The sequence below is a fragment of the Stenotrophomonas sp. YJH_SMC_123 genome (assembly GCF_059368215.1).
In genome coordinates this window covers 174,932-193,403 of sequence record NZ_JCAFRM010000006.1, presented here as the reverse complement: position 1 = coordinate 193,403, position 18,472 = coordinate 174,932, and the positions used below count along the sequence as shown (strand labels likewise).

At 69.4% G+C, this 18,472-nt stretch carries 16 protein-coding genes; 6 read left to right on the top strand and 10 right to left on the bottom strand.

Features of this window, described 5'->3' with window-relative positions; translation table 11 throughout:
- Positions 1-68 precede the first annotated feature (68 nt).
- Genes AC5P5W_RS14825 through AC5P5W_RS14810 form a run of 4 tightly spaced genes read left to right on the top strand, consistent with a single transcriptional unit; the run spans position 69 to position 4,005 of the window.
- Complete coding sequence (locus AC5P5W_RS14825) at positions 69-722, top strand: DUF3348 family protein (RefSeq protein WP_014647411.1); 654 nt, start codon at positions 69-71, stop codon at positions 720-722.
- A 10-nt stretch (positions 723-732) separates the two neighbouring features.
- Entirely contained in the window at positions 733-2,997 is a 2,265-nt protein-coding gene (locus AC5P5W_RS14820) for a DUF802 domain-containing protein (RefSeq protein WP_495221239.1), read from the top strand.
- Positions 2,994-3,632, top strand: a complete 639-nt coding sequence (locus AC5P5W_RS14815; RefSeq protein WP_014647413.1) for an OmpA family protein — start codon at positions 2,994-2,996, stop codon at positions 3,630-3,632. The genes AC5P5W_RS14820 and AC5P5W_RS14815 overlap by 4 nt, the downstream gene beginning before the upstream one ends.
- A complete protein-coding gene (locus AC5P5W_RS14810) occupies positions 3,550-4,005 on the top strand; it encodes a DUF2894 domain-containing protein (protein ID WP_343229550.1) in 456 nt (151 codons plus the stop codon). Before AC5P5W_RS14815 ends, AC5P5W_RS14810 begins: the two co-directional genes overlap by 83 nt.
- 285 nt (positions 4,006-4,290) lie before the next feature.
- Here AC5P5W_RS14810 and AC5P5W_RS14805 read toward each other — a convergent pair whose 3' ends face one another.
- The 10 genes from AC5P5W_RS14805 to AC5P5W_RS14760 all read right to left on the bottom strand — a co-directional run bounded on the left by AC5P5W_RS14805 (position 4,291) and on the right by AC5P5W_RS14760 (position 15,992).
- A complete protein-coding gene (locus AC5P5W_RS14805) occupies positions 4,291-4,737 on the bottom strand; it encodes an REP-associated tyrosine transposase (protein ID WP_197574567.1) in 447 nt (148 codons plus the stop codon).
- 170 nt (positions 4,738-4,907) lie between these two features.
- Complete coding sequence (locus AC5P5W_RS14800; RefSeq protein WP_197574566.1) at positions 4,908-5,666, bottom strand: 2,3-dihydro-2,3-dihydroxybenzoate dehydrogenase; 759 nt, start codon at positions 5,664-5,666, stop codon at positions 4,908-4,910.
- Positions 5,657-9,547, bottom strand: a complete 3,891-nt coding sequence (locus AC5P5W_RS14795) for an enterobactin synthase subunit F (RefSeq protein ID WP_495221238.1) — start codon at positions 9,545-9,547, stop codon at positions 5,657-5,659. The genes AC5P5W_RS14800 and AC5P5W_RS14795 overlap by 10 nt, the downstream gene beginning before the upstream one ends.
- Positions 9,544-9,801: a phosphopantetheine-binding protein gene (locus AC5P5W_RS14790; RefSeq protein WP_075077147.1), complete on the bottom strand. Its 258-nt coding sequence runs from the start codon at positions 9,799-9,801 to the stop codon at positions 9,544-9,546. The genes AC5P5W_RS14795 and AC5P5W_RS14790 overlap by 4 nt, the downstream gene beginning before the upstream one ends.
- Positions 9,801-10,433 carry an isochorismatase family protein gene (locus AC5P5W_RS14785; protein ID WP_111205410.1) on the bottom strand — a complete coding sequence of 211 codons (633 nt, stop codon included), beginning with the start codon at positions 10,431-10,433 and terminating at the stop codon, positions 9,801-9,803. Before AC5P5W_RS14785 ends, AC5P5W_RS14790 begins: the two co-directional genes overlap by 1 nt.
- Positions 10,433-12,085, bottom strand: coding sequence for a (2,3-dihydroxybenzoyl)adenylate synthase (locus AC5P5W_RS14780; RefSeq protein ID WP_197574564.1), 1,653 nt, complete (start codon positions 12,083-12,085; stop codon positions 10,433-10,435). The genes AC5P5W_RS14785 and AC5P5W_RS14780 overlap by 1 nt, the downstream gene beginning before the upstream one ends.
- Positions 12,082-13,275 carry an isochorismate synthase gene (locus AC5P5W_RS14775; RefSeq protein ID WP_053494489.1) on the bottom strand — a complete coding sequence of 398 codons (1,194 nt, stop codon included), beginning with the start codon at positions 13,273-13,275 and terminating at the stop codon, positions 12,082-12,084. The genes AC5P5W_RS14780 and AC5P5W_RS14775 overlap by 4 nt, the downstream gene beginning before the upstream one ends.
- Positions 13,272-14,468 (bottom strand): MFS transporter, encoded by a 1,197-nt coding sequence (locus AC5P5W_RS14770; protein ID WP_049439387.1) that lies wholly within the window; start codon positions 14,466-14,468, stop codon positions 13,272-13,274. Before AC5P5W_RS14770 ends, AC5P5W_RS14775 begins: the two co-directional genes overlap by 4 nt.
- Positions 14,469-14,619: 151 nt before the next feature.
- Positions 14,620-14,931: a DUF3817 domain-containing protein gene (locus AC5P5W_RS14765; protein WP_197574583.1), complete on the bottom strand. Its 312-nt coding sequence runs from the start codon at positions 14,929-14,931 to the stop codon at positions 14,620-14,622.
- Between the two features lie 125 nt (positions 14,932-15,056).
- Entirely contained in the window at positions 15,057-15,992 is a 936-nt protein-coding gene (locus tag AC5P5W_RS14760) for a TIGR03571 family LLM class oxidoreductase (RefSeq protein ID WP_197574563.1), read from the bottom strand.
- Positions 15,993-16,058: 66 nt separating this feature from the next.
- Between AC5P5W_RS14760 and AC5P5W_RS14755 the strand changes: the two genes are divergently transcribed.
- The gene (locus AC5P5W_RS14755) at positions 16,059-16,508 is read left to right on the top strand and encodes a GNAT family N-acetyltransferase (protein ID WP_197574562.1); all 450 of its coding nucleotides are present in this window, start codon (positions 16,059-16,061) and stop codon (positions 16,506-16,508) included.
- Between the two features lie 97 nt (positions 16,509-16,605).
- Positions 16,606-18,126 (top strand): thioredoxin family protein, encoded by a 1,521-nt coding sequence (locus AC5P5W_RS14750; RefSeq protein ID WP_164077174.1) that lies wholly within the window; start codon positions 16,606-16,608, stop codon positions 18,124-18,126.
- Positions 18,127-18,472 lie beyond the last annotated feature (346 nt).

Here is an 18,472-nt window from a genome sequence, read left to right as displayed (position 1 = left end):
GGCCCCGCCTTCATCCAGGCCGGGTCATCTGGTTGTAAAATCAACGGTTTTTGGCCCCTCACCCCTTGATGGCGAACGCAGCGCAGCCGGTCCTGGGTGGACCGGAGTTCCTCCGCCTGCTCGCCCGTCTCAGCGACGGCGCGATGCCGGCCACCAGTCCCGCCCTGACCGATCGCCTCGGCCAGTGGGTGGACTGGAGCCGCGCCGTGGCCCTGTCCGGGGCGCTCGGCGGACGCCTGCCCGAGCCCGGTGAAGCCGCCGAAGCGCTCGAGGATGTGCTGGCCGACTGCGCGCAGGCGCACGCCAGCCTGCTGGCCTCGATCAGTGAGGATGCCGAAGCCGAGCGCCTGCTGGACCTGGCCGAAGCCGCCGCTGTACCCAACTTCGCCTCGCTGCGCCAGCGCTATCGGGTGCTGCAGCAGGCCATCCAGACCGCCACCGGGCGCCTGCGCGGCCGCCTGCGCGACCAGCTGGTGCAGGTTTCGCCCGAGCTGGCGCGGCTGGCCGAGGTCGATGCGGTGATGGAACAGACCCTTACCCCGCGCGAGCACAGCCTGCTGGCCACGGCGCCGGCGGTGCTCGGCGCCCGTTTTGAACGCGTGCACGGCCAGCCCGGCTGGCGCGCGGCCTTCCGCCATGACATGCGCACCCTGCTGCTCGCCGAGCTGCAGCTGCGCTTCCACCCGATCGAAGGGCTGCAAGACGCCCTGCGCTCCCACTGACCGGAACACCATGTCCAGAACTGCTTTCCATGTCGTTGTTTTCCTTGTCGGCCTGCTGGCCGTGTGCTGGATCGGCATTGGCTACGTTTCGGTGCATCCGCTGGGTGCAGCGGTGGCGGCGATCATCGCGGCCTGCTACATCGCCGGTGGCGTGGAGCTGTATCGCTACCGCCAGGCCAGCAACGGCCTGCGCAGCGCGCTGAACGACCTGTCCAGCGCGAAGGAAAGCCTCGCCGCCTGGCTGGAACGCGTGCCGCTGGGCCTGCGCAACGCCGTGCGCCTGCGCGTGGAAGGCGAGCGCACCGCCCTGCCCGCACCGGTGCTGACCCCATACCTGGTTGGCCTGCTGGTGCTGCTGGGCATGCTCGGCACCCTGCTGGGCATGATGGACACGCTGCGTGGCACCGGCCTGGCGCTGCAGAGTGCGGCCGACATGGCCGCGATCCGCGGCTCGCTGGCCTCGCCGGTGCAGGGCCTGGCGGTGGCATTCGGTACCTCGATCGCCGGTGTGGCCAGCTCGGCCATGCTCGGCCTGCTGGCGGCATTGCTGCGTCGTGACCGCCTGCAGGCCGTGCAGCAGCTGGACCGCGCCATTGCCGGCGACCTGCATCCGTACTCGCAGGCCTGGCAGCGCGCCGAATCGCTGCGCCTGCTGCAGGCACAGTCTGCGGCGCTGCCGGCGCTGGTCGACCGCCTGCAGGCGATGACCAGCACTTTTGAACAGCACAGTGCGGCCGCCAATGAGCGCCTGCTGGCCGGCCAGGCCGAGTTCCTGACCCAGAGCCAGGCCCTGCAGGAACGCCTGGCCGTCTCGCTGCAGCAGTCGCTGCGCGAAGGGGCCGAAGCCAGCGCCGCCGCCATCGGTGGTGCGCTGCAGCCGATGGCCGAAACCACCCTGGCTGGCCTGGCCCATCACGGCGAAGCACTGCATGCCCGCGTCGAGCAGGCCGTGCAGCAGCAGCTGGCCGGCCTGAGCGAGGGTTTCGAGCGCAGCCGCGTCGCCACCGAGGCCAGCTGGGCCAAGGTGGTGAGCGAGCAGACCCAGGCACAACAGGCGCTGGTCAGTGATCTGCGCCAGCACCTGCAGGCCTTCAGCGATGGCCAGGGCACGCACGCCGAAGCACTGGTCGCGCGTATCGGCGAGCGCCTGCAGGCCGATGCCCGCGGCAATGCCGAGGCATGGCGCGCCGCCGCCGAACAGCAGCAGGCACTCAACAGCGCGCTGGTCGAACGCCAGCAGCAGGCGTTGCTGGCCTCCAGCGAGCATCTGGACGCGCGCGCGCAGGCGCTGCTACAGGCGCTGGAGCAGCACCACAGCACCAGCCAGGCGCTGCTGCAGGACCACGAACTGCAGCGTTCGCAGCAGTGGCAGGCCGCGCAGGCCGCTGCCGCGGCCGCGCACGCCGAACTGCAGGCTGGCCTGGACAGCCGCGAGCAGCAGCGCCAGGCGCGCTGGGACGCGATCAGCGCCGAGCTGCAGCAGGCCCACGCCGCGCTGCAGGCGCAGCTGCAGGCCGGCGACGAACAGCGCCTGCAGCGCTGGAGCGAAGCCTTGCAGCACGTTTCCAGCGACCTGGCCGAGCGCCTGCAGGCCAACGGCGAACACCTGGCTGCGCAGCAGCAGCAGGTCTGCGACACCCTGGCGGCCACCGCACAGCAGATCGGCGAGAACGGTCGCGCGCAGGCCAGCGCCACGCTGGCTGAAGTGTCTACCCTGCTGCAGACGGCCGCGGCCGCGCCCAAGGCTGCTGCCGACGTCATCAACGAGCTGCGCAGCACGCTGTCCGAGAGCCTGGTGCGTGACAACGCGATGCTGGAAGAGCGCGGCCGCCTGCTGGCCACCGTGCAGACCCTGCTGGATGCGATCAATCACGCTTCGCACGAGCAGCGCACCGCTGTGGACGCACTGGTCGGTGGCTCGGCCGAGCTGCTGGAGCGGGTTGGCAATCGCTTCACCGACCATATCGCCGCAGAGACCGGCAAGCTGGATGGCATTGCCGCAGCGCTCAACGGCAGCGCTGCCGAAGTGGGCCAGCTGGCCGGCACGTTCGGCGAAGCGGTCGCGCAGTTCGGCAGTGCCGCCACCGAGCTGTCCGGCCGCCTGGAACAGATCGGCGGCGCACTGGATGCCTCGCTGGCCCGCAGCGACGAGCAGCTGGCCTACTACGTAGCCCAGGCGCGCGAGGTGGTCGACCTCAGCCTGCTGTCGCAGAAGCAGGTGATGGAAGAACTGCAGCAGCTGGCCGCGCGCCGCGGCAAGGCCGGCAGCGCATGAGCGACGAGCTGGAGGTCGACGGCGGTTCGCATGCCCCGATCTGGGCCGCCTTCGGCGACCTGATGTCGGTGCTGCTGGGCGCGTTCGTGCTGATACTGGTCGGTGTGGTCGCCGTGCAGCTGGAGCTGTCGCAGCGACTGGACCAGGAAGTGAAGCAGCGCCAGGCCGAAGCCAAGCGCCTGCAGACGCTGGAGCAAGCGTTGGCTGGACCGCTGGCGGCCGGTCGCGTGACGCTGGTGGATGGCCGCATCGGCATCAGCGGCAGCGTGCTTTTCGCGCTGAACTCCGACCAGCTGCAGCCGGAAGGCCAGGAGCTGCTGCGCAGCCTGGCCGCACCGCTGGCCGCCTACCTGGGCAGCCGCGAAGAGATCCTGATGGTCAGCGGCTTCACCGATGACGCGCCGGTGCGCGAAGGCAACCGGCGTTTCGCCGACAACTGGGAGCTGTCGGCGCAGCGCTCGCTGACCGTGACCCGCACCCTGATCGCCGATGGCGTACCGGCGGACGCCGTGTTCGCCGCCGCGTTCGGCAGCGAGCAGCCGGTCAGTTCCAATGCCGATGAGGAAGGCCGCGCACGCAACCGTCGCGTCGAGATCGCGCCGATTCCCAAGCCCAAGGCCCCGGATGCCAAGTAAGTCGCCAGCGCTCGAAGGCCTGCGCGCACTGGTGCGCGACCTTGATGCAGGGTCGCGCTCGCTGCCGCATTACCCGCAGGTGCCGATGCTGCAGCAGGTGCAGCGCGAGTGGTCGGAGCTGCGCAGCGAGCTGCAGGTGCGCCGCTCCCTGCGCGCCGAGGCCCCGGCTGACGGCGGCCCGCTGAACTCGGCGGTGCTGGTGCAGCGCATGCTGGACACGATGCAGGCCACCAGCCCCGGCTACCTGCGCCACTTCATCGACTACGTGGACACCTTGTCCTGGCTGCAGGCACTGCAGGATGGCGCCGCCAGCGGTGCGGATAGCGCAAAGCCGAAGCGCACGCGCAAGCCGCGCCAAACGCCGAAGGAGTAGCGCCGGCCGCTGGGCGGCAATTGATTGATGGCCGCAGGTCCATGGGGTTGCCGGCCAGCGGCCGGCACTACCATCGCGGGTGCTCTGTGCGCCGGCACACGATCTGCACTGCGCTTCGGTTCTGCCTTGGTACTGCCTGCCGCTGGCCGGCAATTGATTGATGGCCGCAGGTCCATGGGGTTGCCGGCCAACGGCCGGCACTACCATCGAGGGTGCCCTCTGCGCCGCAGCGCGATCTGCGCTGCGCTTCGGTTCTGCCGTGGTAGTGCCGGCCGCTGGCCGGCATCACACCCAGTCCGACCACGCATGCGGATACTCGCCAATCTGCCCAGCAAGACCGGCGCGTACCGGATTCCCCAGGATGTACAGCGCTTGCCGCGCCATCGACTCCTCGGCCCTCACGGCATGATCGAAGTAGCCGGGCTGCCACACCGTACTTCGACGGCCCGCCAAGCGATTCAGGGCAAGCGCGCTCGACGATTTCATCCGGCGTGCGATGTCTGGAAGGTGGGCTGCGCGCAGCTCGAACATCCAGTGGACGTGATCCGGCATGACGACCCATGCGTGTGACCGTACGAGCCCGCGCTGCTCGATGTAATCGAACTGGTCGATCACACATGCTGCTGCAGCTTTGCTTTCAAGGAGCCGGCGGCGCTGATGCGTGGTAGTTGTCAGAACGTAGACCTGGCCGATGATCGAGTAACGGCCCAGGCGGAGGCGATGGCTGCTCATGCGCCATGGTGGGTCGATCATTGCGCGTTGGCTGTCGGGCCATGGCTCGACGGGGGTTGGGAGATGTCTGAAGGTGAATGAGGTTGCCGGCCAGCGGCCGGCACTACCGGGGGCCGTAGGTTGCCGGCCAGCGGCCGGCACGACCACAGCCGGCAGGCGGCCGTCGGGGCTCAGCCGCGCAGGGTGGCGCCGCCGTCGACGTACAGGTCGCTCATGGCCACGTGCCCGGCCTGATCGGAGAGCAGGAACATCACCGAGTGCGCGATGTCCTCCGGGGTGGCCAGCTTGCGCAGTGGAATGCCGGCCTTGTAGGTCTCCAGGCTGCCGGCGATCACCCGCTCGGCACCGTGCTCGTCCTGCCACATGCCGGTCTGCATCGGGGTCAACGTCGATCCCGGGGCGACGATGTTGCAGCGGATTCCCAGCGGCGCCAGCTCCAGCCCGAGGCAGCGGGTGAACATGGTGGCGGCGGCCTTGGATGCCGCATAGGCGGCCATCCCGTGTCGCGGCACACCGGCCGCATTCGAGCTGACGGTAACCATCGCGCCCTGCCCGCGCGGCGACATCACCCGCGCCAGAGCACGCCCGACATGGAACACGCCGTCGGTGTTCACCGCGAACACCCGGCGCCAGTCGTCATCGCCGGTCTCGGTCACGCCGCCCACATGCAGCACACCGGCCACGCTGGCGGCCAGCATGATCGGTCCGATGCTGGACTCGACCCGATCCACCAAGGCGTCGACGGCCGCACTGTCGGTCACGTCAAGAGCAAACGCCTGCACACGTGCATCCGCGAACATGGGTGCCTCGCGATCAGTCGCCACCACGATGCAACCGGCCGCGGCCAACAGCCGTACCAGTGCCTCACCGATGCCCCCGGCGGCACCGGTCACCAGCGCCACACGACCTTCAAAACCGGTCAATTGCATGTTGCGGTCTCCTGTTGCTCGTCCCAGTGGCGCAACCGCGCCGACAACCACGGTGCCAGCTGCGCCACCGCATCGCGGCCGGTCAGTTCGGCGTGCAGGAACGGCAGTTCCAGTGCCTGCACCTTGCGCGCGTGGCTCCGCCACAACGCCGACTGCAGCTGTGGCCGCGCCTGGAGATCCCGGCCAGCGCGGACGTGCACCAGCGTGCCCTCGAACGGCCGGTGGATATGTTCACGGATCAGCCGATTGGTACCGGTCACCGCGCGCACCACGCCGTCAAGCACCACATCCGGCAGGCTGCCCAGTGCACTCCCGCCGCGACGCAGGAACGCGAGTATGCGTTCCCGGCTGTCCAGTTCCGGATGCGCATCCGGGTCATGGCCGGCAATCGCCAGTAGTGCCCGCAGTGCGGCGACGGCGTCCGGTTCAGGCTCGGCCCGCCAGCACTCGCTGGGATAGGCGTCCAGCAGCACCAGTTCGCCGACGTCGCGGCCGATCTCATGCAGCCGCACCGCCATCGCCTGGGCCAGGATGCCGCCCACCGACCAGCCCAGCAGATGCACCGGCCCCTTCGGCTGCAGTGCGACCACGCGCTGTACGTAGTCGTTGGCCATCGCCTCGATGCTGCTCGGCAGTGGCAGCCGCGCGTCCAGTGCCGGCGACTGCAGGCCATACACCGGGCGGGCTGGTTGCAGTGCCCGGGCGAGCGTGCGGTAGTTCCAGACGATGCCACCGGCCGGGTGCAGCACGAACAGCGGCGTGGGCCCGGCAGCGTCGGTTGCGGCCAGCGCGATCACCGGCCCCAGCGCGTGATCGGCCAGCGCGGGTGGCGCGGCAATACGAACCGCCAGCGCGGCCACGGTGGGCTGGGCAAACAAGGCGCCCAAACCCAGATCGCAGCGCCAGCGCTGCTCGATCGCCAGCAGCAGGTGCACCGCCGACAGCGAGTCACCGCCGAGACTGAAGAAGTCCGCATCCACCGCCACCGGCGCCTCACGCCCAAGCGCCTGTGCGAACAGCAACGCCAGCTCCTGTTCCAACGGCGTGCGCGGCGCCAAGCCGGCAACTTCACGTTGCGGTGGCTTCGGCAACGCATTGCGGTCGAGCTTGCCGTTGGCGGTCACCGGCCAGTGGTCCACACCAACGATGGCCGAGGGCACCATGTAGTCCGGCACACGCGTGGCGAGGTGGCTGCGCAGCATTACGGCATCGGCAAGCGCGGTCGGCACATAGGCCACCAGACGCGCTTCGCCGGGAGCATCCTGGCGTAGCAGCACTTCCACCCGCTCCATGCCCGGCAGTTCGCGCAAAGCCGCCTCGATCTCGCCCAGTTCGATGCGCAGGCCGCGCAGTTTCACCTGATGGTCGCTGCGGCCCAGGTACTCCACCGCACCATCGCGGCGCCAGCGCGCCACGTCGCCGGTGCGGTAGATGCGCTCGCCCGCCAGGAAAGGATCGGCAAGGAAGCGTTCGGCGGTCAGATCGTCGCGACCGAGATAGCCGCGTGCCAGCTGCACGCCGCCCAGGTACAGGTCACCGGCCACACCGACCGGCACCGGCTGCATCCGGGCGTCCAGCACGTACAGGCGGGTGTTCCAGACCGGGAAGCCGATCGGCACCGGCCGCGAGCGATCCTGCGCTGACGCCGGCCAATAGCTGACATCTACTGCGGCCTCGGTCGGGCCGTACAGGTTGTGCAGTTCTGCGCGCACGCGCGCATGGAAGCGGTCGCGCAACGCAGCGTCCAGCGCCTCGCCACTGGTGAATACGCGGCGCAGCTGCAAACCTTCGGAGGCCGGCGCAGCGAGGAAGGCGTCGAGCATCGACGGCACGAAATGCGCGGTGGTGATGCCATGGCCCCGGATCAAGCGCGCCAGTTCAGTGGGATCGCGATGCGCATCGGGCCTGGCAACCACCAGCGTTGCCCCGCACAGCAGCGGCAGGAAGAATTCCCAGACCGAGACATCGAAGGTGGCCGGGGTTTTCTGCAGCACGCGGTCATCGGCGCCGATGTCGTAGTGCTCGCGCATCCACAGCAGGCGATTGACGATCGCGCGGTGTTCGACGACCACGCCCTTGGGCTCGCCGGTCGAACCGGAGGTATAGATCACATAGGCGGCATCGCTGGGCGCAGGATCCGCCCATGGCGCCGCAAAACTCAGCGCGGTCCACTGCTCCGGCGCGAGCACCGGCACACCGGCCATGCGCACCGATACGTCTGGCGCAGCCAGTACGCACACCGGCTGCGCCGACGCAAGAATACGTGCCAACCGCTCGTCAGGATGGGCAAGGTCCAGCGGAAGATAGGCCGCGCCTGCGCGCAGCACCGCGACCAGCGCGAGCACCAGTTCCAGCGAGCGCGGCAATGCCACCGCGACTACGCTGCCCGGGCCGACGCCCATCCCGCGCAGTTGTGCGGCAAGCGCGAAACTGCGCGCTTCCAGCGTTGCATAGTCGAGCGTAGTGTCGCCGAACACCAGCGCCGGCGCGTGCGGATCCCGATCCATGCCCTGCTGCAGCAGTTCAACCAGGGTAGTCTCGGGAAGCGCGTGCGCGGTGGCATTGAAACCGTGCAGCACCTGCTGCGCCTCCTCAAGCGTCGCCAAAGGCACGGCTGCGATATCGTCAGCCTGCAATGCTGCCGACACGAAATGCAGCAACCGCGCTGCATGCGCCTCGACATCCTCGCGACTGTACAGCGCGGGATTGGCCTCGATCTCCAGATCGAGAAGGTGCTGGCCATCGCCACGGAAGCCCAGTGTCAGATCATCCACCGGCCCGGTGCACAGCACCTCCAGCGTCGCCTGCACGCCGGCCAGCGCCAGCGGCTTGTAGAACGGCTGCACATTCACCAGCGGACCGTGCAGGCGCTGCTGCGCGCCGACCAGCCCCAGGTCCCGGCGCAGCTGCTCACTGCGGTAACGGCCGCGCTTGCGACCCTGGCTGAGCTGCCGGCCCAGGCCGCGGGTGAAGGCCTCGACGCTGCCCTCGCCGGCCGCTACGCGCAGCGGCAACACGTTCATCGCCATCGCCGGCACCCGCGCCGACGCGTTGCCGAGCCGGCCCATGTAGGGCACGCCCAGCACCACTTCATCGGCGGCGCTCATCCGCCGCAGGTACTCGCCCGCCAGCGCGGCCAGCACATCCGGCCAGGGCTGCAGCCAACGTGCCGAGGCCTGCAGCAGCTGCTCACGGAAGGCCGCATCGAGCGGCTGCACCCAGCGCAGCGCATCGTCGCTGGCCGCCACGGTACCCGCCAGGCCCACGCCCGCCGGCGCCCCCTGCAACTGCTCGCGCCACCAGCGCCCGGCCTGCGCACGACGCGGGTCGGCACGATAGGCGGCGTCATCCGCCAGCACGCCCGCCAGCCCTGGCAGCGGTTCAGCCATGCGACCGGCATGCAACGCGCACACGCGATCGGTGAACAGCGCCATGCCGTAGCCATCGGCGGCCAGATGATGCACGCGCAGGTACCAGACCCAGCGCTGCCCGCCCAGGTCAAACAACACCTGCTGACTGATCCGGTCACGGGTGGGATCGACCGGGCTCAGACGGTCGGTGTGCATCAGGTTGCGTGCCGCAGCGGCGGGATCCGCCGCGGTGGAAACATCGCGCACCGAAAGCAGCGGCACGTGTGCCGGGTCATGCCACTGCAGCGGCTGGCCATCGGCCCCTTCGGCAAAGCGCAATGCGAAGGCCTGGGCCTCGCCTGCAGCCTGGTCTGCCGCTGCAATGAACGCGGCCACGTCCAACGGGCCGTCGATCCACACCGCGTGCGCGGTATTGAATGACGGATTGTCCGGTGCCAGCCGCTGTGCGAACCACAGTCCGGCCTGGGCCTCGGTCAATGCCACCGGTGTGGCCAGCGCAGCGGCGTTCATGCGTTCTGCGCGGCCTGCAGTTGCTGCACCACAGCCCACCACTGGCGCAGCGTGGTGTGCTCGGCCAACTGCGAGAACTCCAGCGGCAGGCCGGTGTTGCCCCAGGCCAGGACCAGGCCGAGCATGCGCATCGAGTCCAGGTCCAGGTCGATCAGGTTGTCGTCGTCACCGATCTCGGCCGGGGCACATTCCAGCACGCGCGCCACGTCGGCACGCATGCGCTCCAGATCCAGCACCTCACCCGTGGCAGCCATCACAGCACCTCCAGCAGCTGGTCGGTGGTCATCGGCACCCCGCTGGTGCGCGCAATCCAGTGCAGCGCCTGATCATGATCGGCGCGCGAGAAGTCCGCCACGGCATCGGCGGCGATGAAGGCCTCGATATCACGCTGGAACGCTTCGACCACGGTCGCGGTGCAGCCGATATGCGCGTACACGCCGGTCACCAGCAACTGGTCGCGGCCACGCACCCGCATCAGCGTCTCCAGGTTGCTGCGCTGGAACGCGCTGTAGCGGTGCTTCACCAGCACGTGCTCGCCAGGCTGCGGTGCCAGTGCCTCGATGATTGGTTCATGGTCGGTGCTGCGACGCATGCCTGGTCCCCACAGGTCGGCCTGCAGGCCACGGTCACGGCGGTCCTGGTCGCCATGCTGGGCGGTGTAGAACACCGGAATGCCGTGCGCGCGGCAATGCGCCAGCAGCCGTGCGATGTTGTCCACTGCCGGCCGCAGCGGTGCGTTGCCGGCGTCGAATGCGGCCAGGAAATAGCGCTGCATGTCGTGCACCAGCAGCGCGACACGATCGCGCTGCGGGCGCCACGGGCCGCGCGCCTGCGGCAGTTCGGCGGCAGTCGGCAAGGGGTAATCGGTGATACGGGGCAGCGCCATCAGCGCGTTCCTCCTGTCTGTTGCAGATGACGCGCACGCAGCTGCGCGCGCAGTTCGCGGCGGCTGATCTTGCCGACCGCGGTGGTATCGAAACTGTCGACGAACACGACCTGGTCGGGCACCTTGAACGCGGCCAGGCCGCGCCCGCGCATCCAGGCCTTCAGTGCCGGGGCCTTGATCGGCTCACCCTGCTGGATCACGAACGCGCAGCTGCGCTCACCGAGATACTCGTCAGGAATGGAGACCACGGCGGCGTCGAACACGCCGGGGTGGGCCAGAAGGTGATCTTCGATCTCCTCGGCGGAGATTTTCTCGCCCGCCCGGTTGATGTGGTCACCGGCACGGCCCTGCACCACCAGGTAGCCTCCGGGCAGCTGCTGCACGCGGTCGCCGGTGCGGTAGAAGCCGTCGTCGGTGAACGAACGCGCATTGGCCACCGCATCGTTGTGGTAGCCACGGATGGTGTAAGGGCCGCGGGTCAGCAGATGCCCTACCTCGCCTTCCGGCACCGGCTGGTCATGGTCATCGACCACGCGCACCTCGTCGTCCGGGCTGATCGGCCGGCCCTGGCAGGCTACGATCAGTTCTTCCGGATCATCCAGCCGTGTGTAGTTCACCAGGCCTTCGGCCATGCCGAACACCTGCTGCAGGGTGCAGCCCAGGCCGTCAATCACCCGCCGTGCGGCTTCCGGCACCAGTTTGGCCCCGCCTACCTGCAGTACCTGCAGGCTGGACAGGTCGTGCTTGCTGGTGGCGGCGGCCTGTGCCCACAACAGCGCCAGCGGCGGCACCAGCCCACAGCAGGTCACTTGCTCACGCGCGATCAGCGGGAAGGCCACGTCCGGCCCCGGACCGGGGCTGAGCACTACGCGGGCACCTGCATACAGCGCGCCGAAGAAACCGGGCGAGCTCATCGGGAAGTTGTGCGCGGCCGGCAGCGCGACCAGGTACACGCTGTCGCGGTCGATGCCGCAGAGGTCATTGCTGGCACGGAACGAGTAGATGTAGTCGTCGTGGGTGCGTGGAATCAGCTTGGACAGCCCGGTGCTGCCACCGGAGATCTGCAGGAACGCCACCGACTGCGGGTCCGGGTCGGCCGGCAGCTGGTTGCGGTCTCCCTGCAGCGCCTCGAGCGTGGTGAACTCTGCTGCGTCGCCATCGATGACCACGTTGCGCAGTGCCGGCACCTCGGCCTGCAGCGCCCGCGCCAGCCCGCGATGATCAAAGCCATCGTGCAGGTCGGCAGTGATGTAGGCACTGGCTTCGGCCTTGTTGGCGAAGTGCACCAGCTCGGTGATGCGGTGCGCCGGCAGCGCGTACACCGGCACCAGGCCGGCGCGGAACAGCCCGCATACGGTGGCGATGAACCCGGCGGTGTTGCCCAGCTGTACCAGCACCCGCTCACCGGGTTGCAGGCCGAGTGCCAGCAGTCCGGCACCGATGCGACCGGCCTCGTGCCACAGCTGCGCGTAGCTCAGGCGCACATCGCCAGCGACCACGGCGATGTCATCAGCGTAGCGTTCCGCACGCTCACGCAGGAACGCCGGGAAGGTCTCGCCGCGCCAGTAGCCCGCCTCGCGATAGCGCGCCACCAGCGCATCGGGCCATGCCTGCTGCAGTGGCAGGCGGGAAGAAACAGTGGGCGTGTTCATGCAGCAGGCTCGATGACGGGCGCGGCGTCGTGGACGCCCAACGCGTTCAACAGGGCGGCAAACTTCGCCGCGGTTTCGGCGACCTCGGCCTCGGGCTGCGACTGGGCAACGATGCCGGCGCCGGCGTACAGGCGCAGCTGCGTGCCCTGCAGGCGTGCGCAGCGGATCGCCACATACCAGTCACCATCCCCTTGCGCATCCAGCCAGCCGACCGCACCGGCATAGAAGCCACGCGGCACCGGCTCAAGCTCGCGGATACGCTGCAGTGCCGCCAGCCGGGGTGTACCGCAGACCGCCGGCGTTGGATGCAACTGCGCCAGCAGCTCGGCCGCCGATGTCTGCGGATCCTTCAGGGTGGCGTGGATGCGGGTGCCGAGATGCCACATGCTGGCGGTGGCATGCAGCACCGGGCGCGGCTGCGCATCGATGTGGCTGCAGTACGGCGCCAGGCCCTCGATGATGGCCTCGACCACGTGGCGGTGCTCGTCATGGTCCTTGTTCGAAGCCAGCAGCGCCTGCGCGGCGCGCTCGTCCTCGGCGGCATCGGCACTGCGGCGCGCGGACCCGGCCAGCGGGTGCGACAACAGCTCGGCGCCACGCTTGCGCAGCAGCAGCTCCGGTGTTGCGCCGACCAGCCAAGCCGGTGCGTGCCCCGGTTCAACCGGAAGCGGCACCGCATAGGTCGCCACCGAGGGATCCGCGCCCAACCGCGCCAGCAGCACCTCTGGAGACAGCGCATGGCGGCTGTGCGCCAGCAGGCTGCGCGCCAGCACCACCTTGTGCAGGTCCTGGTCGGGCGCGCGCAGCGCCTTCACTGCCGCGGCAACCGCGGCTGCATAGTCCTGCGCTGCGGGCTCCGCCTGCAGCGGACCCTGCAGCGCCGGCGCCGCCCGTGGTTGCAACGGCAGGGCCGGCAGCAGGCGCTCAGGCTGGTACAACGCGTCGTCGGCACGCGGTTCGAATGGCACCGCACCGACCAGCAGGCCCGGACCGCCACGCTGCTGGGCGAAGAAGGCCGCAACGCGCTCCGCCAGGGTTGCCAACGCGCCACCCGGCAGCGCGAGGCGGCAACCGCGTGCGTGCACATGCTGGCCGGCATGCTGCAGCAGGAACAACGACGCGTCGTCAGTGCTCTCGAGCGGCGCGGGCGCAGCCTCCGGCCACGCGCCCTGCATCAGGGAATCGTTCATGGGGTCTCCTTCATCCGATGCGCTGCAGCCAACGCGCACAGCAACAGCAGCAGCGCGCCGACCAGCAGATATGGCAGGCTGGGCCCGCCGCGATACAACAGCGTGCCGAGCATCGGCCCGGCCACCATGCCCAGCCCCTGCGCGGCAGCGACCGTGCCCGCCGCGGCACCCTGCTCGTGCGCTTCCACCGCGTCGGCGGCCAGCGCCTGGAACGAGGGGAATACGAAGCCCATGCCGAACGCGGCCAGCGCGTATGCCGCCGGCAACTGCCAGCCCTGCTGCACGCCCGCCACCGAAGCAAAGCCAATGCCGGAAATCAGCGCGCCGAGGATGATCCAGCGGCGCGGATGCACCTCCAGCTTCATCACCAGCGCCTGCGCCAGGATCAGGCCGATGCCGACCGCGGTCAGCGCGATGCCGGCCATGCGTGCACCAGCGGCAGCATCCAGGCCCAGGCGATCAATCGCGAAAAAGCCCACCGTCACCTGCGCGATGGTCACCGAGACCATGGCGATGAGCGCCGCCAGCTGCGGCAGGCGCAGGCGCGGGTCGAGGCGGCTCATCGGCGCGCGGCGCTGTGCGGACGCGCCAACCACCGGCGGTGTAGCCGGCAGCCGCCAGGCCAGCAATGCCAGTGCCAGCAGCGGCAGCAACGCGGCCACGTACAGCGCCAGCGAAAGGTTGGTATAGGCAAGCCAGCCGGCAGCGGCCGGCCCGAGCACCATGCCCAGCGCATTGGCGCTGCCCAGGCGGGCGAGGAATTTCGCACGTTGGCCGGTCGGTGCCTTGTCGGCGATGAGCGCGGCTGCGGTAGGCGGCACCGCCGCGTAGAACAGGCCGATCAGGCCTCGCGCACCGACCAGCACCAGCACCGATACCAGTACCGGCGGCACCGCCTGCAGGGCAACGTCGATGAACACCGCCAGCGCGATGTAGACCACGGTGTAGGCGCTCATCGCCAGCATCAGCACGCGCTTGCGGCCGATGCGGTCGCTGAGCTGGCCCCATGGGCGCGCGGCCAGCATCCACAACGCGCCCGCGGCGGTGACCGACAGTCCGGCATGCCACTCGGACAGCCCGAGCATGCGGACCACCGGACCGATCACGGCGACGAAGGACATCATCGCCATGGTGCCGATCAGGGCGGCCACTACCAGCGCCGGCAAGCCGGGAACGACGGGACGTGCGTGCATGGAACACCAGCCGTAACAGGAAGGGATCGCCGGGCGCACCTGCGCCCCGCCCGGCGCCGGCCCTGCTCAGGACCGGACGCCATCCTCAAATGATAACGGCTCGTATTTGCATTTGATACCCATTCTCTTGAACGGGCACGCAACAGCGACTTCAGCGCACCGCGCGCAGGACCAACAGGCCACGGCGCTTGAACCACCATTCCAATGGCAGCGTCACCAGCGGCGGGATGGCTGCCAGTAGCGCCAGCGCACTGGCCCACCACGGCCAGCGCAGGCGCAGCGCCGCGAACAGCGTCACCGCCACATAGAGCAGGAACGCCACGCCATGCAGGGGTCCGAACAGCTTCACCAGCGCCACGTTGGCCATGGGGCCGTACTTCATCCACATGCCGATGAGCAGGCCGGCCCAGGTCACGGCCTCGATGAAAGCGACCGCGGCGAACAGGCGTCCGCTCGGGTGCATGGGGGAACGTTGGGTCACACGGGGCTCCGGCAGCGGGGTATCAAATGCGAATGATACGCAGATGCACACTGCATGTAGAGCCGAGCCGTGCTCGACTGCTGGAGCGTGTCCACCAAGGTGGACACCTACCGGGGCAGATTCGGCAGAACCTGCTCCCCGATCTCACGCAACACCGCGTCCATCGGCCGCCCGTTGTCGACCAGATTGAACATCACGTGCGCCACGCCCTGCCCATGCACGCGCAGCAGATAGTCACGCAGGCCATCGCGGCCGACCTTCAGGCCCAGCGGCAGCGGCTCGGCTGGCGCCTGCGGATCTGCCTGCAGATCCAGCAGCATCGACTGCACGAACGGCTTGCCTGGGCCACCACGCTGCACCAGCGCCTGCTGCCACAGGCCGATGCGCCCCTCCTGCGCGGCCTCCTCACGATGATAGGTGGCCCAGCCTTCGGCCTCGCGCGCGATCCACTGCAGGCTCTGCCGCGCGGTACCCACCACCAGCATCGGGATGCGGGTTGCCGGCGCCGGCAGCACGTCGAAGCCACCCGTGGCCTGCAGTACGGCGGTCCGCGCATCGGCCTCCGGTGACAATGCCGCGCGCAGCAACGTCCAGCGCTCGCGGAAGGTCGCCGCCCTGCCCTCCAGATCCTCGCCGAAGGCGGCGAATTCTTCCGGGCGGTCACCCGAACCCAGGCCCAGCACGAACCGCCCTGCACTGATCCGGTCCAGGCTCAGGGCCGACTTCGCCACCTGCAACGGCTGGCGCAACGGCAACACGATGGCGGCGGTACCGACCACGATGCGCGTGGTCGCGGCGGCCAGCATGCCCAGCCACAGGAAGGGGTCGTCCAGCGCGCTCGCCGTCGCGTCCGGACCCTGCGGCACCATCAGCGGTACATCGCGCGCCCACAACGCGGCGAAACCAAGATCGTCGGCCAGCCGCGCAATGCGCCGCGCCGCGCCCGGATCGGCCAGCCCATGCGCCGCAACGGGCGTCATCAGGCCCAGGCTCAGTCCCTGTTGCGGAAACAACGAAGCGTAGGCGGGATTGAATTCACTCATGGGACCAGCTTAGCGTGCAGGCAACCGGCGACGATGACACGCCACACACCACAGGAAGATCGCTGCATGCCGAGGATCCGCCCCGCCCACATCGATGACCTGCCCGCGATGAGCGCGGTATGCCTGGCCGCATTCACTGCGGCCGTCGCGCCCTCGCTCAGCGCGGCCGGCATTGCTACGTTCGGCAGTGTCGCCGCCGCCGATGCGTTCGCTGCACGCCTGCAGGGTGACAACCACATCCTGGTGGCCGAGCAGGATGGCCGCATCCTCGGCGTGGTAGAGCTGAAGGAAGGCCGCCACCTGGCGATGCTGTTCGTCGATCCCGCCTGCCAGGGCCAGGGCATCGGCCATGCCCTGTTCGAAGCCGTGCTGCCGCACCTGCGCACACCGGTGCTGACCGTGCGCGCCTCGCTCAACGCAGTGCCTGCCTACCTGCGCTATGGCTTCGTGCTGGACGGTGATGTCGGCGAGTTCAACGGGCTGGTGTACCAGCAGATGGTGCGGGCAGCCGCCTGAGGGCAGCGGATGTCATGCCCCGCTGCACGGCCGATATAAGCAAACTGAATCAGCACACTCCCCGGCCATTCCTACAATGGACTGTCCCCCCTTCGAGATGCCGCCGATGCGCGTCGCGCTTTCCGTGTTGCTACTGGCTTCGGCGCTGAGCGCCTGCACGCCGGCCCCGGTGTCCACCGCCAGCTCCGCCGAGGCGCCCGCGCCGGCGTCCGCCATCGCCTGGCGCCAGGGCGATGTGGACGATGCCTTCGCCGAGGCCGCCGACAGCGGAAAGCCGGTGCTGCTGTACTGGGGCGCGGTCTGGTGCCCGCCGTGCAACCAGCTCAAGGCCGGCCTGTTCAAGGACCCGGCGTTCATCGCGTTGACCGGCAAGTTCGTGCCGGTCTACCTGGATGGCGACGAGGAAGGGGCACAGGCCTGGGGCGAACGCTTCGGGGTGCGCGGCTATCCGACCCTGATCGTGCTGGACCCACAACGCAATGAGCTCACCCGCGTGGCCGGCGGCAACGACGCGGCCGAACTGACCCGTGCGCTGACCGTCGCGGCCGGGCGCCGCAGCGCCATCGCCGCCACCCTGGCGACGGCACTGGCCACGCCGGACAGGCTGGCCGCCGAAGACTGGCAGGTGCTGGGCGACTACGGCTGGGAAGTCGACGCCAACCGCCTGGCCGGCGAGCGCAGGAGCCAGGATGTGCTGCGCCAGCTGTCCAAGGCCGCACCCGACGCGGCGCTGCAACGCCGCTTCGCCCTGCTGGCCCTGGCCACCGCCGACACGCCCGCCAGCTCGCCCACCGAGGTGCGTGAGCTGCTGCAGGCAGTGCTGGCGCAACCTGCCGAAGTCCGTCGTAACCGCGAACTGCTGGGCTACGCGGGCGCGACGCTGGTCAAGCAGGCCAGTGCGGGGCCGGCCACCAGCAACACGCTGGGACAGCAGCTGCTGGTCGCACTGGAGCGCGCAGATGCCGAGCGCGGCAACCGTGCCGACGACGCGCTGTCGCGTGCGCTGACCGAAGTGTCGCTGGCCCGTCAGCAGCAGCCCAACGGCGCACTGCCCGCGGCCCTGGTTGAGCGGGTCAAGCAGCGCGTGGCCGCTGCCGATGCCGCCGCCACCGATGCGCATGCACGCCAGGCCACGATCAGCAGCGCGGTCTACGCACTGCGCCAGGTCGGCGACGACGCGGGCGCCGAGGCGCTGTTGCTGGCCGAGCTGAAGCGCAGCGAGCAGCCGTACTACTACATGCCCGAGCTGGCCGAACTGGCCGAGCAGCGCGGCGACACCGCCGGCGCACTGGAGTGGCTGAAGCGCGCCTACGATGGCGCGCAGGGCCCGGCCACCCGCGTACAGTGGGGCGTGCTGTACGTGGAGGGCCTGTTGAAGCTGGCGCCGGACGATGCACCACGCATCGAGCAGGCCACCGCCTCGCTGATCGCCGAACTGGAAGCGCAGCCGTCGGGCTACCACCAGCGTACCCGCCAGCGTTTCGAGCGCCTGGCCGGGCAGTTGAAGACGTGGAGCGGCAAGCACCAGGGCGCCGAAACACTGGCGCGGCTGCAGCAGCGGATGCAGCAGGCCTGCGGGGAACAGGTTGATGGTGCGTGCAAGGATTGGTTGAGTTGAGTTGATGAAGGCGCTGGCGGCTGGTTCGCCTGCCGGCGCTTTTGTTGATATCGGCTGTGACGGGGGAAGGGGCTGGCCGGGACACGCCGTAAACCCATCCTTGGGGGCTCGATGGCGCCATCCATGGCGCCAACGGTCCCGGCCAGCCCCTTCCCCCGCCACCCGACGGTTTCCTGCGAGCGCGGGCAGCGCAACAGCGCGCCGGTGAGGTTCGAAAAGCGGGTTCTGGTAGTGCCGGCCGCTGGCCGGCAACCCGACCTTCGCTGATTGCCGGCCAGCGGCCGGCACTACCATGCCGCTCCTGCTCCTGCCTTTGACTCCGTCTCCGCGCCAGCGCAGGGAGCTG

Excerpts from the sequence above, each read along its gene's own strand:
- AC5P5W_RS14825 (WP_014647411.1), top strand. The coding sequence starts at position 69 with ATGGCGAACGCAGCGCAGCCGGTCCTGGGTGGACCGGAGTTCCTCCGC.
- AC5P5W_RS14820 (WP_495221239.1), top strand. The coding sequence starts at position 733 with ATGTCCAGAACTGCTTTCCATGTCGTTGTTTTCCTTGTCGGCCTGCTG.
- AC5P5W_RS14815 (WP_014647413.1), top strand. The coding sequence starts at position 2,994 with ATGAGCGACGAGCTGGAGGTCGACGGCGGTTCGCATGCCCCGATCTGG.
- AC5P5W_RS14810 (WP_343229550.1), top strand. The coding sequence starts at position 3,550 with ATGCCGATGAGGAAGGCCGCGCACGCAACCGTCGCGTCGAGATCGCGC.
- AC5P5W_RS14805 (WP_197574567.1), bottom strand. The coding sequence starts at position 4,737 with ATGAGCAGCCATCGCCTCCGCCTGGGCCGTTACTCGATCATCGGCCAG.
- AC5P5W_RS14800 (WP_197574566.1), bottom strand. The coding sequence starts at position 5,666 with ATGCAATTGACCGGTTTTGAAGGTCGTGTGGCGCTGGTGACCGGTGCC.
- AC5P5W_RS14795 (WP_495221238.1), bottom strand. The coding sequence starts at position 9,547 with ATGAACGCCGCTGCGCTGGCCACACCGGTGGCATTGACCGAGGCCCAG.
- AC5P5W_RS14790 (WP_075077147.1), bottom strand. The coding sequence starts at position 9,801 with ATGGCTGCCACGGGTGAGGTGCTGGATCTGGAGCGCATGCGTGCCGAC.
- AC5P5W_RS14785 (WP_111205410.1), bottom strand. The coding sequence starts at position 10,433 with ATGGCGCTGCCCCGTATCACCGATTACCCCTTGCCGACTGCCGCCGAA.
- AC5P5W_RS14780 (WP_197574564.1), bottom strand. The coding sequence starts at position 12,085 with ATGAACACGCCCACTGTTTCTTCCCGCCTGCCACTGCAGCAGGCATGG.
- AC5P5W_RS14775 (WP_053494489.1), bottom strand. The coding sequence starts at position 13,275 with ATGAACGATTCCCTGATGCAGGGCGCGTGGCCGGAGGCTGCGCCCGCG.
- AC5P5W_RS14770 (WP_049439387.1), bottom strand. The coding sequence starts at position 14,468 with ATGCACGCACGTCCCGTCGTTCCCGGCTTGCCGGCGCTGGTAGTGGCC.
- AC5P5W_RS14765 (WP_197574583.1), bottom strand. The coding sequence starts at position 14,931 with ATGCACCCGAGCGGACGCCTGTTCGCCGCGGTCGCTTTCATCGAGGCC.
- AC5P5W_RS14760 (WP_197574563.1), bottom strand. The coding sequence starts at position 15,992 with ATGAGTGAATTCAATCCCGCCTACGCTTCGTTGTTTCCGCAACAGGGA.
- AC5P5W_RS14755 (WP_197574562.1), top strand. The coding sequence starts at position 16,059 with ATGCCGAGGATCCGCCCCGCCCACATCGATGACCTGCCCGCGATGAGC.
- AC5P5W_RS14750 (WP_164077174.1), top strand. The coding sequence starts at position 16,606 with ATGCCGCCGATGCGCGTCGCGCTTTCCGTGTTGCTACTGGCTTCGGCG.